At 43.2% G+C, this 18,346-nt stretch carries 15 protein-coding genes; 10 read left to right on the forward strand and 5 right to left on the reverse strand.

The features are described 5' to 3' along the window. Window positions 1–17: 17 nt before the first annotated feature. The 3 genes from MSG36_RS12880 to MSG36_RS12890 all read right to left on the reverse strand — a co-directional run bounded on the left by MSG36_RS12880 (window position 18) and on the right by MSG36_RS12890 (window position 4,038). Window positions 18–1,142, reverse strand: a complete 1,125-nt coding sequence (locus MSG36_RS12880; RefSeq protein ID WP_248368357.1) for an extracellular solute-binding protein — start codon at window positions 1,140–1,142, stop codon at window positions 18–20. A gap of 375 nt (window positions 1,143–1,517) precedes the next feature. After that, entirely contained in the window at window positions 1,518–2,612 is a 1,095-nt protein-coding gene (serC, locus tag MSG36_RS12885; protein ID WP_048611612.1) for a 3-phosphoserine/phosphohydroxythreonine transaminase, read from the reverse strand. Window positions 2,613–2,775: 163 nt separating this feature from the next. Further along, entirely contained in the window at window positions 2,776–4,038 is a 1,263-nt protein-coding gene (locus tag MSG36_RS12890; RefSeq protein WP_017060405.1) for a DUF945 family protein, read from the reverse strand. A 183-nt stretch (window positions 4,039–4,221) separates the two neighbouring features. On the opposite strand from MSG36_RS12890, the gene MSG36_RS12895 reads away from it, so the two are divergent. The 3 genes from MSG36_RS12895 to MSG36_RS12905 all read left to right on the forward strand — a co-directional run bounded on the left by MSG36_RS12895 (window position 4,222) and on the right by MSG36_RS12905 (window position 7,485). Continuing rightward, window positions 4,222–6,165: an ATP-binding protein gene (locus MSG36_RS12895; RefSeq protein ID WP_248368204.1), complete on the forward strand. Its 1,944-nt coding sequence runs from the start codon at window positions 4,222–4,224 to the stop codon at window positions 6,163–6,165. After that, window positions 6,158–6,655, forward strand: a complete 498-nt coding sequence (locus tag MSG36_RS12900; RefSeq protein ID WP_017065410.1) for a response regulator — start codon at window positions 6,158–6,160, stop codon at window positions 6,653–6,655. Before MSG36_RS12895 ends, MSG36_RS12900 begins: the two co-directional genes overlap by 8 nt. Window positions 6,656–6,942: 287 nt before the next feature. Continuing rightward, entirely contained in the window at window positions 6,943–7,485 is a 543-nt protein-coding gene (locus tag MSG36_RS12905; protein WP_019822601.1) for a hypothetical protein, read from the forward strand. Between the two features lie 131 nt (window positions 7,486–7,616). Here MSG36_RS12905 and MSG36_RS12910 read toward each other — a convergent pair whose 3' ends face one another. Next, entirely contained in the window at window positions 7,617–8,198 is a 582-nt protein-coding gene (locus MSG36_RS12910; RefSeq protein WP_248368206.1) for a TfoX/Sxy family DNA transformation protein, read from the reverse strand. A 358-nt stretch (window positions 8,199–8,556) separates the two neighbouring features. On the opposite strand from MSG36_RS12910, the gene MSG36_RS12915 reads away from it, so the two are divergent. The 5 genes from MSG36_RS12915 to MSG36_RS12935 all read left to right on the forward strand — a co-directional run bounded on the left by MSG36_RS12915 (window position 8,557) and on the right by MSG36_RS12935 (window position 14,114). Continuing rightward, complete coding sequence (locus MSG36_RS12915) at window positions 8,557–9,477, forward strand: HDOD domain-containing protein (protein WP_048609215.1); 921 nt, start codon at window positions 8,557–8,559, stop codon at window positions 9,475–9,477. 54 nt (window positions 9,478–9,531) lie between these two features. Further along, window positions 9,532–10,437, forward strand: a complete 906-nt coding sequence (locus MSG36_RS12920) for a lysine exporter LysO family protein (protein WP_048609216.1) — start codon at window positions 9,532–9,534, stop codon at window positions 10,435–10,437. A gap of 173 nt (window positions 10,438–10,610) precedes the next feature. After that, window positions 10,611–11,138, forward strand: a complete 528-nt coding sequence (locus tag MSG36_RS12925; RefSeq protein WP_017065407.1) for a hypothetical protein — start codon at window positions 10,611–10,613, stop codon at window positions 11,136–11,138. A gap of 118 nt (window positions 11,139–11,256) precedes the next feature. Next, window positions 11,257–12,900, forward strand: coding sequence for a pyridoxal-dependent aspartate 1-decarboxylase PanP (panP, locus tag MSG36_RS12930; RefSeq protein WP_248368208.1), 1,644 nt, complete (start codon window positions 11,257–11,259; stop codon window positions 12,898–12,900). Window positions 12,901–13,259: 359 nt separating this feature from the next. Continuing rightward, entirely contained in the window at window positions 13,260–14,114 is an 855-nt protein-coding gene (locus MSG36_RS12935; protein WP_004734686.1) for a MurR/RpiR family transcriptional regulator, read from the forward strand. Window positions 14,115–14,236: 122 nt separating this feature from the next. Here the strand turns inward: MSG36_RS12935 and MSG36_RS12940 are convergent, their stop codons facing one another. Further along, complete coding sequence (locus tag MSG36_RS12940; protein WP_248368212.1) at window positions 14,237–15,529, reverse strand: iron-containing alcohol dehydrogenase; 1,293 nt, start codon at window positions 15,527–15,529, stop codon at window positions 14,237–14,239. 406 nt (window positions 15,530–15,935) lie between these two features. Between MSG36_RS12940 and MSG36_RS12945 the strand changes: the two genes are divergently transcribed. Then, on the forward strand, window positions 15,936–16,199 hold the full coding sequence (locus tag MSG36_RS12945; protein WP_009847069.1) for a GrxA family glutaredoxin: 264 nt from the start codon (window positions 15,936–15,938) through the stop codon (window positions 16,197–16,199). Window positions 16,200–16,449: 250 nt separating this feature from the next. Beyond that, a complete protein-coding gene (locus MSG36_RS12950) occupies window positions 16,450–18,132 on the forward strand; it encodes an aspartate:alanine antiporter (RefSeq protein ID WP_017060395.1) in 1,683 nt (560 codons plus the stop codon). Window positions 18,133–18,346: the final 214 nt, after the last annotated feature.

Raw genomic sequence — 18,346 nt, forward strand, 5'->3', positions numbered from 1 at the left:
GTATTTTAATGATAGCTTCAATCTCTTACCCTCATATTCGCCGAGTAATATTGAACAAAATCATTGTAAAACTTATGAAGTTCACTCTTTGGCATCCCTGACTTGTAACGCTGATACGCCCGAGCCGATGCCTCCCAAACGATCGCCATCTTGTAGTCACTCGACATCATTTGCGACGCTTGAAACTCATCGTACATATTTGAAAATGTCTGGTTACCTTCCTCAACACGGCGTTGATTAACCTCATAAAACGGCGACACCATGGCACTCGAGTGAGCTAAATAGGTGAAACTGTTTGATTGCAGGTATTGAACGACTTCTTTCAAAGCTAATTTCTTATCTGAGTTTTGCATGCCTTTTTCCGTGACAGCAAAAATCTTCGCGCCACTAAATGAAGACATACTTTCACCACGATAGGTCGGCAACGAATTGATGTATAAATCTCGACCAAAAGCAGCATCGAGTTCGCTGAAAGCCCAGTCGCCGTCAATCAAAAACTCGACTTCCCCATTGATGAATCTCTGCCTCGCGCAAATATCACTGCACGATGATTCAATGACTTTTTTCTGCTGTAACATGTCGATGAAATCAAAAATGGCAACTAACCCTTCACCGTTAACATTCTTCGACGATAATAAGTCTTCAGAAAAAAGCTGATAGAAAGCTAGATAGAAGTACATGTTTGGATTGGGAAAAAGCACACTCACTTGATCGGACTTAGCAGAGCGTTCAATTAGGCTTTCCCATGTCACAACTTGCGCTTGAGGCTTGCTCGAATACAGAACGACCTGGTTTCCAATACCAACCGGTAACGCCTTAAGCTCACCGTTAATGACCACCGCATCGAGTGCCTTTTTCTCATAGCGTTGGGTATCAACCCAAGCCTCGGGAAGTGTCGCTAATTCGATATATTCAGTTAGACCTAAGAAGTCAGAAGGAACCCAAATGGCATCGGGAAAGGTATTGTCTCTAGGGTCAGCAACAAGAAGTTCAGAACGAATACTGTTGACGTCAAACGAACGAATTTCTACACGATGATCAGTCATCGCTTCGATATGTTCTTTTACATAATCGGCCGTTTCATAATTAATACCAGCCCATATTTCAAGTGTGGACGAACAAGCAACGGCTGGAAATAGCATCGCAAATAGACTCAATAACCTCACACTTGATTCCTTGTGGTAAAAATTAGACGTTGGATTTTAATTGCCCATCAATAAACCGGTCGATGCAGCTTATCGCTCGCTGTTCATGATTGGAGATTCAGCTTTGGGCGACACGTTATATAGTAAAAAGTGTCTGAAAAACAGTTGGTACTCTCGCTTTAAGAGAAAGGTCTGCTCATTCCGATACATCCGTCATATCTCTGGATGGCTGTTCTTACAATAAATCAACATACCATACCCTTTATTATTAACGACAAAAAAAATGCCGCAAAAGCGGCATTTATCTCGTTCGGTGCATTCGACACAATAAAAATCAAATAAGCAATTTATCGGTCAAAGCCCTGTCATCGATTAAGCGTACTTCTCTTCGAAATCTTTCATGAAGCTAACCAGCGCTTGAACGCCTTCCAGAGACATTGCGTTGTAAAGTGAAGCTCTCATTCCACCTACTGCTCTATGGCCTTTCAGTGATTTCAGACCTGCAGCATCAGCCAATTCTAGGAACTTACCATCTAACTCAGGTTTCGCCAGTTGGAACGGCACGTTCATTCTAGAACGGTTTGCAGTGTGAACATCGTTTTTGTAGAAAGCTGAGCTATCAATTGCACCGTAAAGCAACGCTGCTTTCTCTTTGTTCACCAACTCCATCGCTTCAACGCCACCTTGAGCTTTCAACCACTTGAACACAAGGCCTGATAGGTACCAAGCGTACGTTGGTGGTGTGTTGAACATTGAGTCTTTTTCAGCAAGTACTTTGTAGTTCAGAATACTCGGCAACACGTCGTTTGCGAGTTCGAGTAGATCATCACGTACGATTGCAATGCAGATACCCGCTGGGCCAATATTCTTTTGCGCGCCCGCGTAGATCACACCATACTGAGACACATCGATCTTACGAGACAGAATGTTAGATGACATATCCGCTACGATTGGCTTATCCGTTTGAGGAAGCTCGCTGATTTCAATACCATCGATGGTTTCGTTTGGACAGAAATGTACATACGCCGCTTCCGGGTCGATTTTCCAATCTTTAGCTGGAACAACCGCTGCTTTGCCATCAATTGACGTCTTCGCGTTGAATACATCGATTTCGCAATATTTGCTCGCTTCAGTCACTGCACTTTCTGCCCAGTAACCCGCATCGATGTAAGTCGCTTTCGTCGCGTCACCTAAAAGGTTTAGAGGAACAGCAGCGAATTGAGCACGAGCGCCCCCCTGACAGAAAAGAACTTTGTAGTTGTCTGGGATGTTCAGAAGATCACGTAGGTCCTGTTCGGACTCGTCAGCAACTTGAATAAATTCCTTGCTGCGATGGCTGATTTCCATCACGGAAGTCCCTAAACCATTCCAATCAATAAAGTCCGCTTGCGCTTGTTTCATTACCGGTTTAGGCAGTGCAGCTGGGCCAGCACTGAAGTTGAATACGTTATCTAATGTAAGTTCCATGGGGATGATTGCTCCTGCTAAATAATAACTATGCAAGTAATACCATGTTTTACCCAACATAAAAACAACAAAAGAGGTCTTAAGACCTCTTTTGTTTTGTACCGTATAAAATGTTTAAGCTTAACCTGCTAAATCACCCTATCAGTATTCAAGCCTGCTCTGTTTATTGAACAAAAACCGGCATAAGTAGAGCGATTAATGGAATTTCTTGTCCATTTTCGAACACTAGGTTTCCATTTTCTAGGTCAGCGCTGATTTCATAACCACTGTCCGTTTCCTTGATCATTTCCATCACAAGCAATTCATCGATACCTTCACGGATGAATGGGTACTCTTCAACAAGTTCATTTGAGAAGCTAGAGTGAACGTTGCCCGTTAATGCAGGCATGATCATCGAAGGGTTGCTGCTGATGTTTTCGGTCCCTTCCGGTACGCTCACCAACCACTTAGATTCGAACTGCCCCTTACCTAGCTCTAGTGACATGTTGTTCATTGAAAGGTCGAAACCTTTAGCAAACAGGATATCGATAAATGGAATGATCTCTGCAACGTCTTCTTGCGTCATCACAGGATTAGATTGGTAAATCTCAAAGATTTTCTCAAACGACTCGCTATCCAACTTCGACATTTCAAAATCGACGTTTAGGTTGTTCAACTGGCCTTCACTGGTCTCGATGTTTGCGATATCCAGCTTGAGGTTGCTGCGCAGACGCTTAGTTGCTTCATCTAGATGTGATTCAAAATCGTACTTAGAGTTTTCAATGGTCATGAAAGGCTGCATTGCAGAGTCTGAAACCAAGAAGCTATCGATAGTAAAATTCTGAGTACCTAACCAGTAGCCTTTCGCTTGTTGGCCTGAACCCACACCTTTCAGATTAGACAGCGTTACCTCTTCACCGGTTTCAAAATCAATTTGAACTGAAGGGATTGAAAGCTCGTAATCAACTTGACCTAAAACAGTCGCATGGCCAGAAAGATTCGATTTAGTGATCGATACCGACGTACCATTCTCATCAGAACCTTGATGATTGAACTGGCTTAACTCGAAGTTAAAGTCAGTGTTGCCGTTTAGCTCAGTGCTGGTAGTCAGAGTTAAAGGCAGAATATCGGTATTCTCAAACGTCGACAGTGCATTTAAGCTCACCAAACCGTGGCTAACCGCACTGTTGATGACAAACTCACTCGGCAGCCCATCAATCGCAAGTTGCTCTTTCAGGTTTTCATCCGTCACAGTTAGACGTGTGGTTACGTTGGAAGACAGGTAACCTCTATCGTATTCCACGATCTCAGCTTGAATGCTTGAATTGTTAAGCTTTGCAACACCATCAGTAATCGCATTTTGTCCAATTTGGCCAACCGCTAAAGGCCAACAAAGTGCCAATGAGATTGCTCCGCCAATTGCACCAATTTTTCTTAACTGTTCCATGAGTTCTCTTTCTACACGTGTCTGTTTTTTTTAGTCTAACCCATCAGTAGCAAACAAGAAACATTGAGTTAAATCAGTCTATTGCTCGATACTTCGATTGCCTCAATAAATTAACGGCTAGCTCTCATCCTTATCCGGCGGTTCTTGCTAGGCTAGAGACGTCGCTACTATTAAGGTTGAGCTGTGAATCAATACGCTGTTATCTGTTTGGACAATAATCCGGTTAGCATTGAAAGAATACGTTCGGAGCTGGCTCCGTTGGCTTCTGTATTCGATATTTATACTGCCGAGAACATAGAAGACGCACATCACGCATTAGAAGATATTCATGATCACAACCAAACCGTAGCCTTGGTGATCACTCATCATCATTCTGAATTTAATGGCGTGCAATTTCTGATTGAACTCGAACAGCTGCCCCATAGTAATACCGCAAGAACGATATTAGTCAGCGCTTCGTCAGACATTCAATCTATTCTGACCGCCGTAAATGAAGGCAGGCTCAACCACTGTCTAACCAAACCGGTTCAAGATCAGGTTCTATTCAAATCAGCACAAAAAGAGCTAACCTCTTTTGTCATCCAATACGACTCAGAAAACCTGCTCTCTTACAGTGATGCATTGGATCAACATCGCTTACTCAGAGCGCACATTGAGCAAAAGATTCACTCTTTCCAATCGGGGTTCATTCACGACTACCACCAGCTTTCTGATAATGCCCTTGCAGAGCGTGTCGTCAGTGCCTTACAAGATGTGTTTTCAAAAGATGACAAAATCAAGGCGATTCGTGACTACTCCCCCGAGCACCTGCTCACTGTAGAAGGCGAAGACAATCGCTTTTTATGGCTGCTCATTGAGGGTGAAGCGGCTCTGTATAAGAAAGATGAACTTGGGCAACAACGGGAAGTGGTTCGTCACTCCAAAGGCAACATTGTTGGCGGGATGTCATTTGTGACAGGTGAGCCTTCGTTTTCTACCGCGATCACCCTAACGCAAACACGCGTTATCAAACTGGATAAAGATAGCTTTGCTCAGGTGATGCATTCAAACAATACCCTGCTGCCTTTATTTACCAATCTATTGCTCCGTCATTTCAATCGACGTTTACAACGCAGCATCACCAATAAGATCAAACTGCAGCAAACACTAGAATCATTAGAGTCTGCACATCAACAACTGATCGAAAAAGAGAAAATGGCGATGCTCGGGCAGCTAGTCGCGGGAGTCGCACATGAGCTGAATAACCCGATTGCAGCCATATTGAGAAGCATTGAAACTCTGTCAGAACATCTCGACCAGATATTGGCAAACCTATCCGTTCCTGAGTCCAATAAGGGGACTGACGTACTGGCACATTCAAAGTTAGCTAAGCCACTATCGACGGCTCAAGAAAGACAGCTCGTAAAGCATCTGACGTCGACGATTGATGACCGTGCTTTAGCAAAAAAAGCCGTGAGACTAAACCTAAGCCAAGACTCTACGGTTTTAGACACATTAAAAGAGTCCCCTGTCGCAGGCAAAGAGCTGCTCAATGACTTAGAGCATTACCACTATGTTGGAAACTCTATCCGCTCGATTCAAGTGTGCAGCAAGCGTATTGCCGATATGGTCAAAAGCCTAAAAAGCTATGCTAGAGAAGATGACGAAGTTCGCCACTACACAGATATCCACGAAGGGCTTGAAGATACCTTAGTGATCTTCGAAAACAGGCTTAAACACCACCAACTCGAAAAGCATTACGACACCGACTTGCCGCCTTTATTGTGCCAGTCGCTCTCGCTGCAACAAGTGTGGACCAACCTTATCTCCAATGCGCTCGATGCCCTTTCTGAACGAGGAAAAGTGTCCATCACCACTTCTCAACAGACAAAAGGCGACGACACGTTTCTTGTGGTGCAAATCTCCGATACTGGCCACGGCATTGCCAAAGAAGACATCAAAACCATCTTCAACCCAAATTTCACGACCAAAAAAGAAGGCAACTTTGGTTTAGGGATTGGGTTATCCATTTCTCAACAAATTGTTTCGGCTCATCAAGGGTTTATTTTGGTGGAGTCAGAGGTAGGCAGTCATACAAACATGCAAGTGTGGCTTCCATTCAAACAAGAAGGAGCACCCCATGAATAAGTACCTAATTTTATGTGTCGATGATGAACCTGAAGTTCTCAATAGTGTCCTTCAGGACTTGGCGATATTTGAAGAGAACTTTCTGGTTGAAGGTGCTGAGTCGGTCGATGAAGCCAAGCAAGTCATCAAAGAAATGGGACAAGATGGTATTAAGCTCGCGTTAATCTTGTGCGACCACATCATGCCAGAAGAAACCGGCATTGATTTTCTGATCGAACTCAACCAACACGACGCGACCAAGCCAACGCGTAAACTGCTACTCACAGGGCAAGCTGGGCTTGAAGATACCGTCACGGCCATTAACAACGCTGCACTTGATTTCTATATTTCAAAACCTTGGCAAGGCGACCAACTGAGAGACACGATTACTCAACAATTGACTGACTATGTCATTGCCAACGACAAACAATTGCTTAACTGGACTTCCATCTTAGATACCGAGCGTATACTGACTTCCATGGCGGATAAACGCACCAGTTTTGGTGAATAGCATTAATTGGTTAATAGATACTGAGAAAAGCAGCATTCGATATAAGAACCGTCCGAATACATACAAATTTTGGATAATTCGTTCTTCTATTTTCCTCATTCGCCCTAAAACATGAGATCTCCGTTACAGACTGATCCTTAATTTGCTTGTTTTTTAACTAAATGAGTAAGGTTTTACATTTTAAAGGATTACTTTTCCGTGAGTTAGATTAAACTGTCTCAATGTTTATGGTTTGCCGATTTGTCTCAAACCAAAGGAATTAACACTAATATAGGTTTACGGTCGTTATGCGCAAAATTCTACTTACTACCGCTATGCTATTGGCTTCTGGTCAAGCACTAGCTGTTGATGAACAACCACAGGTAATGAGCAACTTTAACTATGATTACTTTGAAGCACGCATCGGTGCTAGCCCAGTAACATTTGGTGGTGCGTTCAGTAAGTCAATTCACCCGAACGCTCATGCTGTAGCACGTATCGATTCAGAATTTGAAGGCGATTACGACTCAGCTGTAGGTCTTGGTTTCCACGCTCCATTAAACAACTGGGCAGACCTAACAGGTGAAATGCTAGCTCGTATCGTTCAGCCAGAGAACTCAAGCTCTACTGATATCGGTATGGAAATCAACGTTGGTGTTCGCCAATGGCTTGGTCCACAACTAGAAGTTGGTGGTAAAGGTGGTTACGTTTCTATCGATGACAACGATGATTGGACAGGTTCTGTTTACGCGCGTTTCCACTCTACAGAGCTTTTCTCTCTAGGTGCTGAAGCTCGTATTAACGACTTCTACGGTGACCAACTTATGTTCACTGCTCGTTTCAAGTACTAGTACTTAACGTTAAAGCCCGAACAGATAAGCTCTTAGCCTCTCAAACTTGCTAAGACAAAAACAAAAAAACCGAGGACATTCCTCGGTTTTTATTTATTAACAGTAATCTTAAGCATATAAGGCAAACTTCTTTAGTGGCAGCTCTTTAGTAATTGCTGCTTGCGTGGCTCTTGTAATAGTTTCCAGTGAATACCATCAATTGCACCCGCAAATTTCCAAAGTAGTTTTAGGTCAACATCGTTTCCGTACGCTTCGCGAACCTTATTAAACACTTCAGGCGCGCCCAACTGCATAAACATTGAAACATCATCCACACCCGCCTTTTTAACCATGCGTTCTAACGTAAGTTGCATGTTTGGTAGATCTCTTAATCTGCGGCTAGCTGATGATTTCTTGAAGCTACGTTGCTGAATTGAGTTATCGATTGAAGCACGAATAATACTATCCAATTCAGGATGTTCACATGTAAACAGATCCGTAATATCGTAGTAATTTACGGTAGCTGTTGTCTGTTTTTTTACATGACGATACTTTTCACAATCAAGATCGGTCAGTTTTTTATCTAATGATTTTCCACCTCTAATGAATAAACAACCTTCACTCAATAAAGCGAACATAGCGTCATTTTGAAAGAGGCCAATACCTCCGAACATAGAACGTTTTTGATGCTCACCAAATTGATTCACGTAATTAATAAATGCTGTCTCGGTCATATCCGTTGATCCTTAATCAAATTACCCCGATTAGGTTGATCACCAGACAAGCAGCTTGTTATGCGAAAAATTTTAAATCTATTTTGTTATTCTATAGGTGAATATTATGGTTTCGTTTTCCACCTTTAAATAAATCATACTTCGAAAAGAAAAATAAGTCTGGACATAGTTCACATCAATCAATTGAGTATTCTGGTTTTTCATGATTGACGTCACAGTAAACTATCAAACCATGCTTGAATTTGGACACCTAGTGATACACCGGTTCAAATTATTAAAGGTTATGTGGACGGATGAGTATTGCCTCGCAGCATCGTGGCTTGTAAAATGGCAGGACATACATGTTTTTACTTTTTATATGAATCATTTATCGTTTTTCTGGCTACCACAAAATAAGACTCTTCTCTTAAAGGGTCTAGAATCAGAGTTTGCCCAACTTGTTGGCCATTCTATCTCAGCGGGAAAAATAACACTTCCTCCTATCCCTAACGTTGTACTGAAAATTCAAAAGCTCTGTACCCTTGAGTCAACCGGGATTGCCGAAGTTGCCGAGTGCCTACTCGAAGATCCAGGCCTCACTGCTATCGTCATTCGTGTGGCTAACTCTGTCGTCTTTAACCGACGTAATATTACTTGTGTTGATATCATGACAGCCGTGTCCCGCCTTGGCATATTAAGAGTTCGTGACATCGTGACAGCTCAAGCCATAGAGCAACTCAAACATTCAGTGAACCTAAGCAGAGAATGTAATGAGTTATTGGTTAATAGCGCTTCTGTATCCAAAGAGCTGGGCGCCACCATGGTATTGGTTACCAACGGCTTCAAAGAGCTCTCTCCTATTGAATACCGCTACCTTGAACATGAAAAATCACTGCTTGTTGGATTGCTGGCTGATATTGGCTTGTTCTGTTTGGTTAGCGAATACCACCTCTACCTCGAAAATGGCAATTACCTAGACCACGACATTGCTCTACAAATCTTCCAAGGCCAATGTTCTGCTACCAGTAAATTGGTGCTTAATCGTTGGGGCTTCGACAGCGACTTTATTGATGTGTGCAGCAATACCATCAATAACCTCGAACAACGTGAAGTGTCTTACTTAGATATCGCTCGAATCGCTAACCACCTACTGATGTTCAGAAACAAGGATGAGAATATCGATGAACACGAAGTTGAACTTAATGTGACAGGTGCAGAGGTGCTCTATAAATTAAGCAACTTGAGCAAACATGATTTTAATGCAAAGCTAAGCGACGTGATCAATACTAGCGGCTTCTAAGTCACTGTTAAGTGACAAGTAAATGTAATATGAAGTAAATGCAATGGGGAAAGCATGTTTACAGGGATGATCTTTATATTTGCGCCACTCGTCGTGGGGTATCTTTTTTCTATTTCGAACGCTCAGACATTAGAATTTATCAACCGCTCAACATCGCGGTTGATCTACGTGATTCTGGCGTTGATGGGACTAAGCTTAGCCGCCCTCGATAACCTAGGCAGTAATCTGCAGACAATCCTTCTATATACCGTCACTTTCTTTGTCTGCTTAAGCGTTTGTAACTTAATGGCACTGCCCGCTATTGATAAGCTACTACCACTCAAAACCGACAGTAGTAAGAAGAAGCTTCCCCTCTCTTCTATGGCGATGGAATCTGCCAAACTCATCTTAGTGGTGGGTTCAGGGCTAATCGCTGGCTTAGTGCTGCCTATTGGCCTTGATTGGGTTGATACCGCAAGCGAATGGATTCTGTTTGTTCTTCTGTTCTTTATCGGCATTCAGCTGCGTAATAGCGGGCTCACACTTCGTCAGATCTTACTCAACAAGCACGGCATGGTTATCGCAATCACCATTATCATCACCTCAATGTTAGGTGGTGTAATCGCGGCTTACATCCTAGATATCCCTCTGTTCAAGGCCTTGGCAATGTCTTCTGGATTTGGTTGGTACTCTCTGGCTGGTATCTTAATGGGTGACGCCTTTGGCCCTGTCTATGGTGGCGCTTCTTTCATGCTTGAACTGTTAAGAGAGTTAGTTGCCTTGGTACTGATTCCAGTGCTGATTCGCAGTTATCCATGCACTTCCATTGGTTATGCTGGTGCGACTGCGATGGACTTCACCCTACCGGTCATTCAAACAACAGGCGGCGTTCGATGTGTGCCTATCGCTATCGTCAGTGGCTTTATCCTCAGTTTGCTTGTTCCGATATTGATGTTGTTCTTTGTATCTCTTGCTAACTAGATCGCAGGAATAGCGTTTGTTTTAGATTAGAATGCAACTCGAATACCAATGCCCAGACACCGATACAGTTACCGAAATAAAAAGACACTAAGTGTCATTGCTCAACAAATAACGATCACGGTAACCTGTAACGACAAAGTTATAAAAAGAATAAACTTACAAAAGGAACTACTATGAAACGCCTTTGCGTCGCATTACTGCTAGCTTCAACTTCTACTTTCTCTTTTGCAGCAGATTCAATGTCTGAGACAAACCAGTGCCAAGCAAAAAAATATGATGCGTACATCGACGCTTCTTTGAATTGGTATGCCGACCTTGCTGCATTAACCTCTGAGCAATATCCAGAGCTAACAGAAGTGAGTGAGTGGTTCCTAGAAGGTCGTAAGCACCACTTTGAGCTGAATCGTGCTGCGGTTAACTACTACCTTGTGAACGATTCAAGCAAAGTGGCAACAGAGCAGCCTGTAGAAGGCTGGTTGCAACTTGAGCAACACGACATTAAAACGCTATCAACACGTGATGATGAGCTTGGTAAAATCGCGAAAACAACGTTCGACGACCGCCAATCAACGCCTCACGCTCAAAACTACGAGCTACGTTCTGCCTTTGCAGAATTGCTTAGCCACCCTAAGCAAATCGACTCGGCGCTACAGCGTTACAACCAGTCGATCAGTAAACTTGAAGCGATTAAGTGTAAATAACCCCGCATTTAATATGCTTTTTTGAGAAGTTGGATTTCATAATTAAGACGGGACATTGTTCCCGTTTTCGTTTAGATTGTCCCGCTCGCGTCAATATTAGAAAAATAACTCGCTTGCTATGGTTACGGAACAAAAAACAGCAGATGTTAGCTTCGACAGTCTTCTACGTATCTTCACGGTACCTGAAGGCCCAGATTCAACACTCACTCAAATTGAAGACAAACTTTCACGAAACCTGAATCAATTCTTACGTGAACATATTGTGGCTGAAGAAAAGCCGCTGCGTGAAATTGAGAAAGATTTTTCAAATGCTCATATCCCAGAGCAGCCTGAGTTTGTTTCTGAACATACTGAGCATCTCCTCGATTCTCTTGTGTCTCATTCGGTTCACACGTCTTCGCCAAGTTTTATTGGCCACATGACCTCTGCGTTGCCGTACTTCCTGATGCCGCTTTCAAAAATCATGATTGCGTTGAATCAGAATCTAGTAAAAATCGAGACCTCAAAAGCTTTCACTCCCCTAGAACGTCAAGTTCTGGGCATGTTACATCGCCTGATTTATCAAGATAGTGACCAGTTTTATTCTCGTTGGATGCACAGCGCAAACCACTCTTTAGGTGCGTTTTGTTCTGGCGGTACCATCGCGAACATTACGGCGCTTTGGGTTGCACGTAACAACGCACTAAAAGCACAAGGTTCGTTCAAAGGTGTGGAAAAAGAGGGCTTGTTTAAAGCCATGAAGCACTACGACTACGAAGGGCTTGCCATCTTAGTCTCTGAACGTGGTCACTACTCTCTGAAAAAAGCCGCGGATGTCCTTGGTATTGGTCAAGAAGGTCTAGTGTCTGTTAAAACAGATAATGACAATCGTATTTGTACTGATGATCTAAGACTCAAGATTGAGCAACTCAAGCAGAACAAGATCAAACCTTTCGCTGTCATTGGTGTGGCTGGTACAACCGAAACCGGTAATATCGACCCGCTAAGAGACATTGCTGAGGTGTGTGCCGAATCCGATTGTCATTTCCACGTTGATGCTGCTTGGGGCGGTGCGACTCTAATGTCCAACAATCATCGTCACCTGCTTGATGGTATTGAACTGGCGGATTCAGTCACGATTGATGCGCATAAACAGCTTTATATCCCAATGGGTGCGGGCATGGTTCTGTTTAAGAAGCCAGATGCGATGACAGCGATTGAACATCATGCTCAATACATTCTTCGTAAAGGCTCAAAAGATTTAGGTAGCCATACGTTAGAAGGTTCTCGTTCAGGTATGGCAATGCTGGTTTACGCCGCAATGCACATCATTAGCCGCCCAGGTTATGAACTGCTGATCGACCAAAGCATCAACAAAGCGCGCTACTTTGCCGACCTAATTAAAGATCAAAGCGACTTCGAACTGGTTTCAGAACCTGAGCTTTGCCTACTGACTTATCGCTACGTACCTGAATCAGTCAAAGCTGCACTGCTTAAAGCTGAGCCTGAACATCGTGTCGAAGTGAATGAGTTGCTCAATGAACTGACTAAGTTTATCCAGAAGAAGCAGCGTGAAACAGGTAAGTCTTTCGTGTCACGTACACGCTTAAACCCTGAAGCATGGGTACATCAGCCAATCATCGTTTTCCGCGTGGTGTTAGCAAACCCACTAACAGGCAATGACATTCTTTCGTCAGTGCTTGAGGAACAACGTGAGATCTCTAAACTAGCACCAAACTTGATGGGCAAAATCAACAAACTGGTTACGCAAATCAACGCATAGTCATTCAATTTTAGTTGCATCAAATTGAAAATTTCTTTCTTTTTGATGTAACTAAGCTGTCAGTTCATACTCATTTTGCATTCTTTTTGCTCAAACTCTCTTCCAATTCTGTAGTTTTCTAAAATTTTGTTGAGGTTTGTCATATTCTTAAGCATTCATGCCCTGTTTTTGTATTAGTAAATAGTATGTTGGGTTTATACTGACTCTATGGTGCTAGTTAGCTTGATATCTATTTGACGCAGCAGTATTTACGATACCGAATATACATTTGGCTTTGTGTTTACTGATATTTGCTTCAGCCATACCCCCTGGTAAAAGATATTAACTAGCAAGTTGTTCTCTATACCCTTGTGAACACTATGAATACATTAGAAAAAATACAAAAAAATCTGGAAAATTTCAGCAAGTCTGAGCGCAAGGTAGCCGAAGTAATTATGGCTTCCCCTCAAACTGCAATTCATTCTAGCATTGCTACTTTAGCTAAAATGGCTGACGTGAGTGAGCCTACAGTTAACCGCTTCTGTCGTCGATTAGACACAAAGGGCTTCCCTGACTTCAAACTTCACCTAGCTCAAAGCTTGGCGAACGGTACACCTTACGTGAACCGTAATGTTGAAGAAGATGATGGTCCAGATGCTTATACGCATAAGATTTTCGAATCAACTATGGCTTGTCTAGACGTTGCTAAAAACAGTTTAGATGCGATGCAAGTAAACCGTGCGGTTGACTTGTTGACTCAAGCAAAACGCATTTCATTCTTCGGACTGGGTGCCTCTTCTGCTGTCGCCAAAGATGCTCAAAACAAGTTCATTCGTTTTAATATCCCAATCACGTGTTTCGAAGACATCGTGATGCAACGAATGAGCTGCATTAACTGCAGTGATAACGACGTTATTGTTCTTATCTCTCATACTGGCCGCACTAAAAGCCAAGTTGAGATTGCAAACTTAGCGCGTGAAAACGGTGCGACAGTGATTGCTATCACAGCAAAAGATTCTCCACTGGATAAAGCGAGCTCGTTGTCTATTTCTCTGGATGTTCCAGAAGACACTGACGTTTACATGCCAATGGCAAGTCGCGTTGTTCAAATGACGGTTATCGATGTGCTAGCGACAGGCTTTACGCTACGTCGTGGTTCTGGTTTCAGAGAGAACCTAAAGCGCGTCAAAGAATCACTTCGTGATTCACGTTACGAGAAGTACTCTCAGTTCTAATCTGCTTAGTCATGAACTAAAAACAGATGACCAGAGAACAAGCGAAATAAAAAACGGAGCCTAGCGCTCCGTTTTTATTTGTCTGTATAAAATGACTTATACAACGAACGAGTTTAAGACCGCTAGATAGTCCAGCTATTGCCCTTCTCAACCACGCTGTTTTCGGACGCATAAGAATTGATAATGGTAAAACTCGACTCGACAGCAGGTTCATGATCAATTTGATTCATTAAAGTTTCCTCATACTCCCCCTCTCCACAACTGCACTTCTCGCATACCTGCTTCAAAATATGCACGAGCCTCTCTTGGTTCAATGGCAAAGGGTTCCCTTTAATCGCCACTGACTTGAGCGCATCGGCAGACACCTCATCAAACTGGGCTTCACAGACACCAAATTCCAGCAAGTTGGGTAACTTAAGCGTATCTAGCACTTCAGATAACCAAGAAATTGCGTCTTCTTCTACTGGTTCTACGTTACCTGTTACTATCTGAGCGATTCGCTGATAACGCGCTAGGATGTCGCTTCTTTGCTGCTCTTTTGCAACGGCTATGTTCTCCAACATCACAAACGGCGCTAAACGCGCGGTAATCACACTATGAGGCGCACAAATCTTACCTCCTAGTGCGGAGGCTAAACCGTGGGCTGCGCCAAGCTTGGCATTAGTTATCGCCATTCCACCGAGCATAGAAGCGAAAGCAAGATCAGAACGCGCTTGAGGCTCATCATAAACACACGCTTTAACCACAGAACCACTCAACTTACTCAGCCCTTCTTCACAAATCATATCGGTTAGCGGATTCGGCTCACCACACACGTAGGCTTCCATTAGATGAGTAAAGGCATCCATCGCACCTCGTCCAGATAGATAAAGATTAGTTCCATGAGTTAGGGTTGGGTCGACAATCGCCACGTCGGCCAGCATATCTGGGCTTCTAAGGCTGATTTTTACTTGGTCTTGGCCTGATTTCAGCACCGCGTTTTTAGTCACCTCTGCGCCGGTACTCGCTGTGGTTGGAATTGCGATAAACGGAAGTGGTTTGGTTTTAAGAGGAACATTACGCCCGACCACTTCAACATAGTCATATAAATTGCCTTGATTAGGTAAAACCGCAGCTAACGCCTTTCCCATATCGATGGCGCTACCGCCCCCCATGGCGACAACCATGTCTGGCTTAAATCGACGTGCAGAAATAGCCGCCTCTTCAACCATTTTAATATTAGGTTCACCGGAAACGGCGATGTGCTGATAACGCATACTCTGCGCATCCAGATAATCAGTAACAATTGAAGTGCGCTCTAATGTATTGCCTGTAACCAATAACACGCTGTAGCCGTATTGATTAAAGAGAGACAATGAAGCGGAAAGTGCTCCATCACCAAAGATGATCTTTGTAGATGTCATAAATTGAAACATGGTGCCTCCTGCGCCTATGACCGAACAAAACTGCGAACTCTTGGTTATTGGAATTTAGCCTTTATATCGTGCATCAGTATTAAGATGCCTCGTTCTGTATGCGCTTTTTTTGACGAGGTGCAACTTGTCGCATTAAAGATGGATTAATGTCGTATTCTTAGGGGTAATTCACACTCTTAAATTAAGGGTAATCAATCTGAATACCCATCAGAAATCAGCATGGATCCTTTTTGTGACCATTATTTGCTCTGATAGACAAAACCTATTGTATTAAGAGGTAATTCCATCTTTATTTCCCCATGGCATTGAGGCATAGTTGGTTTTAAGAAATTTTGAGTGGCATTCACTAAAGAATAGTTAACATAATCGAGTTAACGAGCCTCATCCCGTATTTAGGAGAAATTAAATGTTTGTAGTTATTTTTGGTCGCCCTGCTTGCCCATTCTGTGTTCGTGCAAAAGAGCATGCTGAAACTCTTAAAGCTAAACGCGATGACTTCAACTACCGTTACGTTGACATCCACGCTGAAGGTATCAGCAAAGCTGATCTAGAGAAGACTGTTGGTAAGCCTGTAGACACAGTGCCACAAATCTTCATCGACCAAGACCACATCGGCGGCTGCACAGAATTTGAAGCATACGCAAAAGAAAACCTAGGTCTTTTCGACTAAGCTAAGATTTCTCAAACGAGAATCAAGGCTAAAGCCTTAAACAGCTGACCCATTTAGGCGTTAGACTGTACGATTTATAGAAAGCCCGCTCACTGTAGCAGGCTTTTTTTATGACCAGTTTTCATACGGAATAAGAATAAGGTCAAAATCAAGTAAATTAGCAAAATATTGCTTATAATTTATTTATATTTAGATACAATTCACATCTCAAACTTACCCTGTGTTCCACGCCAATTATTGAGCGACCACCGTGAATATCGACGTTGTTTTTCTGTTAGAACAAAACCCCATTCTCCTCATCTTTGTTGTTTTATCGATTGGATTAGCCATTGGTAAAATTCGTTTCGGTAGCCTCCAACTTGGTAATTCAATCGGTGTTTTGATTACTTCCCTTATCATGGGACATCTTGGCTTTTCTTTTAACGCAGATGCGCTCACCATTGGTTTCATGCTGTTCATCTACTGTGTTGGCATTGAAGCTGGACCAAACTTCTTCGGTATCTTCTTCAGAGATGGTAAGCACTACCTCATTCTGAGCCTTGTGGTTCTCTCTACCGCAATTGCTTTAACCTATTTCAGTAGCCACTACCTTGGGCTAGGCTTTGGTTTATCCGCTGGTATGATGGCTGGTGCCTTAACAGCAACGCCGATATTGGTAGGTGCTCAAGATGCTCTGAATTCTGGGCTTGCAGAATTACCAAGAAATATGGATTTGAGCCTGATTATCGAAAACCTATCAGTGGGTTACGCTATGGCTTACTTGGTTGGCTTAATCAGTATGATTATGTTTGCCCGCTTGATTCCAAAGCTTCAAAAAGTGAACCTACACGACTCGGCAGAGCAAATCGCCCAAGAGCGTGGTTTAGGCGCTTCAGGTCAGCGTAAGGTTTACCTACCCATTATTCGTGCTTATCGAGTGGGTCCAGAGCTTATCTCTTGGACTGACGGTAAGAACCTGCGTGAACTAGGCATCTATCGCCAAACAGGCTGTTACATCGAGCGTATTCGACGTAATGGTATTCTTGCCCACCCAGATGGTGATGCAATTCTGCAAGAAGGTGATGAGATCGCATTGGTTGGTTTCCCAGACAGCCACGCTCGTCTAGACCCAAGCTTCCGTAACGGTAAAGAGGTTTTCGACCGTAACCTTCTCGACCTGCGTATCGTGGAAGAAGAGATCGTCGTTAAAAGTGACAGCATCGCAGGTAAGCGCCTTTCAGACTTAAACCTGTCTGAATATGGCTGTTTCCTTAACCGCGTAGTGCGTGCTCAAATAGAGATGCCGATGGACTTAAACATCGTACTTTCTAAGGGTGATGTACTGCAGGTGAGTGGCGAAAAGAGTCGTGTGCATGGCCTAGCAGAGAAAATTGGTTTCATCTCAATCCACAGCCAAATGGCGGATTTGATGGCCTTCTGTAGCTTCTTCATTTTGGGTATTTTGTTTGGGTTGATCACCATGACATTCGGTCAGGTGTCGTTTGGACTCGGTAACGCGGTTGGTCTACTTCTGTCAGGCATCATGCTTGGTTTCCTACGGGCGAACCACCCTACTTTCGGTTATGTACCTCAAGGAGCGCTGAACATGGTCAAAGACCTCGGTTTGATGTTCTTTATGGTCGGTATCGGCTTAAGCGCCGGTGGTAAGATATTTGAGCACTTAACTCAAGTTGGTCCGCAGGTCATTGGTATCGCTCTGGTCGTCAGTGTCTTGCCAGTATTCTTCGCGTACTTAGTTGGCGCTTACGTATTGAAGATGAACCGAGCTCTGTTGTTTGGTGCGATCATTGGCGCGCGAACTTGCGCTCCAGCGATGGACATCGTTAATGACCACGCTCGCTCAACCATTCCAGCTCTGGGTTACGCAGGTACTTACGCAATAGCCAATATATTGATGACCTTAGCAGGTACTTTCATCATCATAATTAGCTAGCTTATTCAGCGTTATCGCGCTTTAGATTAGATATTTTAAATGCACTAGTTCATGTTTGGATTAGTGCATTTTTTATGGCTTCTTTTCTCTCACTTATTCTTAGAGATCATCGAACCTCGAATCCCATATCTGTTCTTAAAGCTCTTCGCATCCCGCCACCCTAATCCCGTATCTGCTCTTAAATCTCTTCGCATCTAGAATCTCGTCACTCGTA

Source organism: Vibrio sp. 1CM8B (genome assembly GCF_023161685.1).
Classification (GTDB): domain Bacteria; phylum Pseudomonadota; class Gammaproteobacteria; order Enterobacterales; family Vibrionaceae; genus Vibrio; species Vibrio coralliirubri.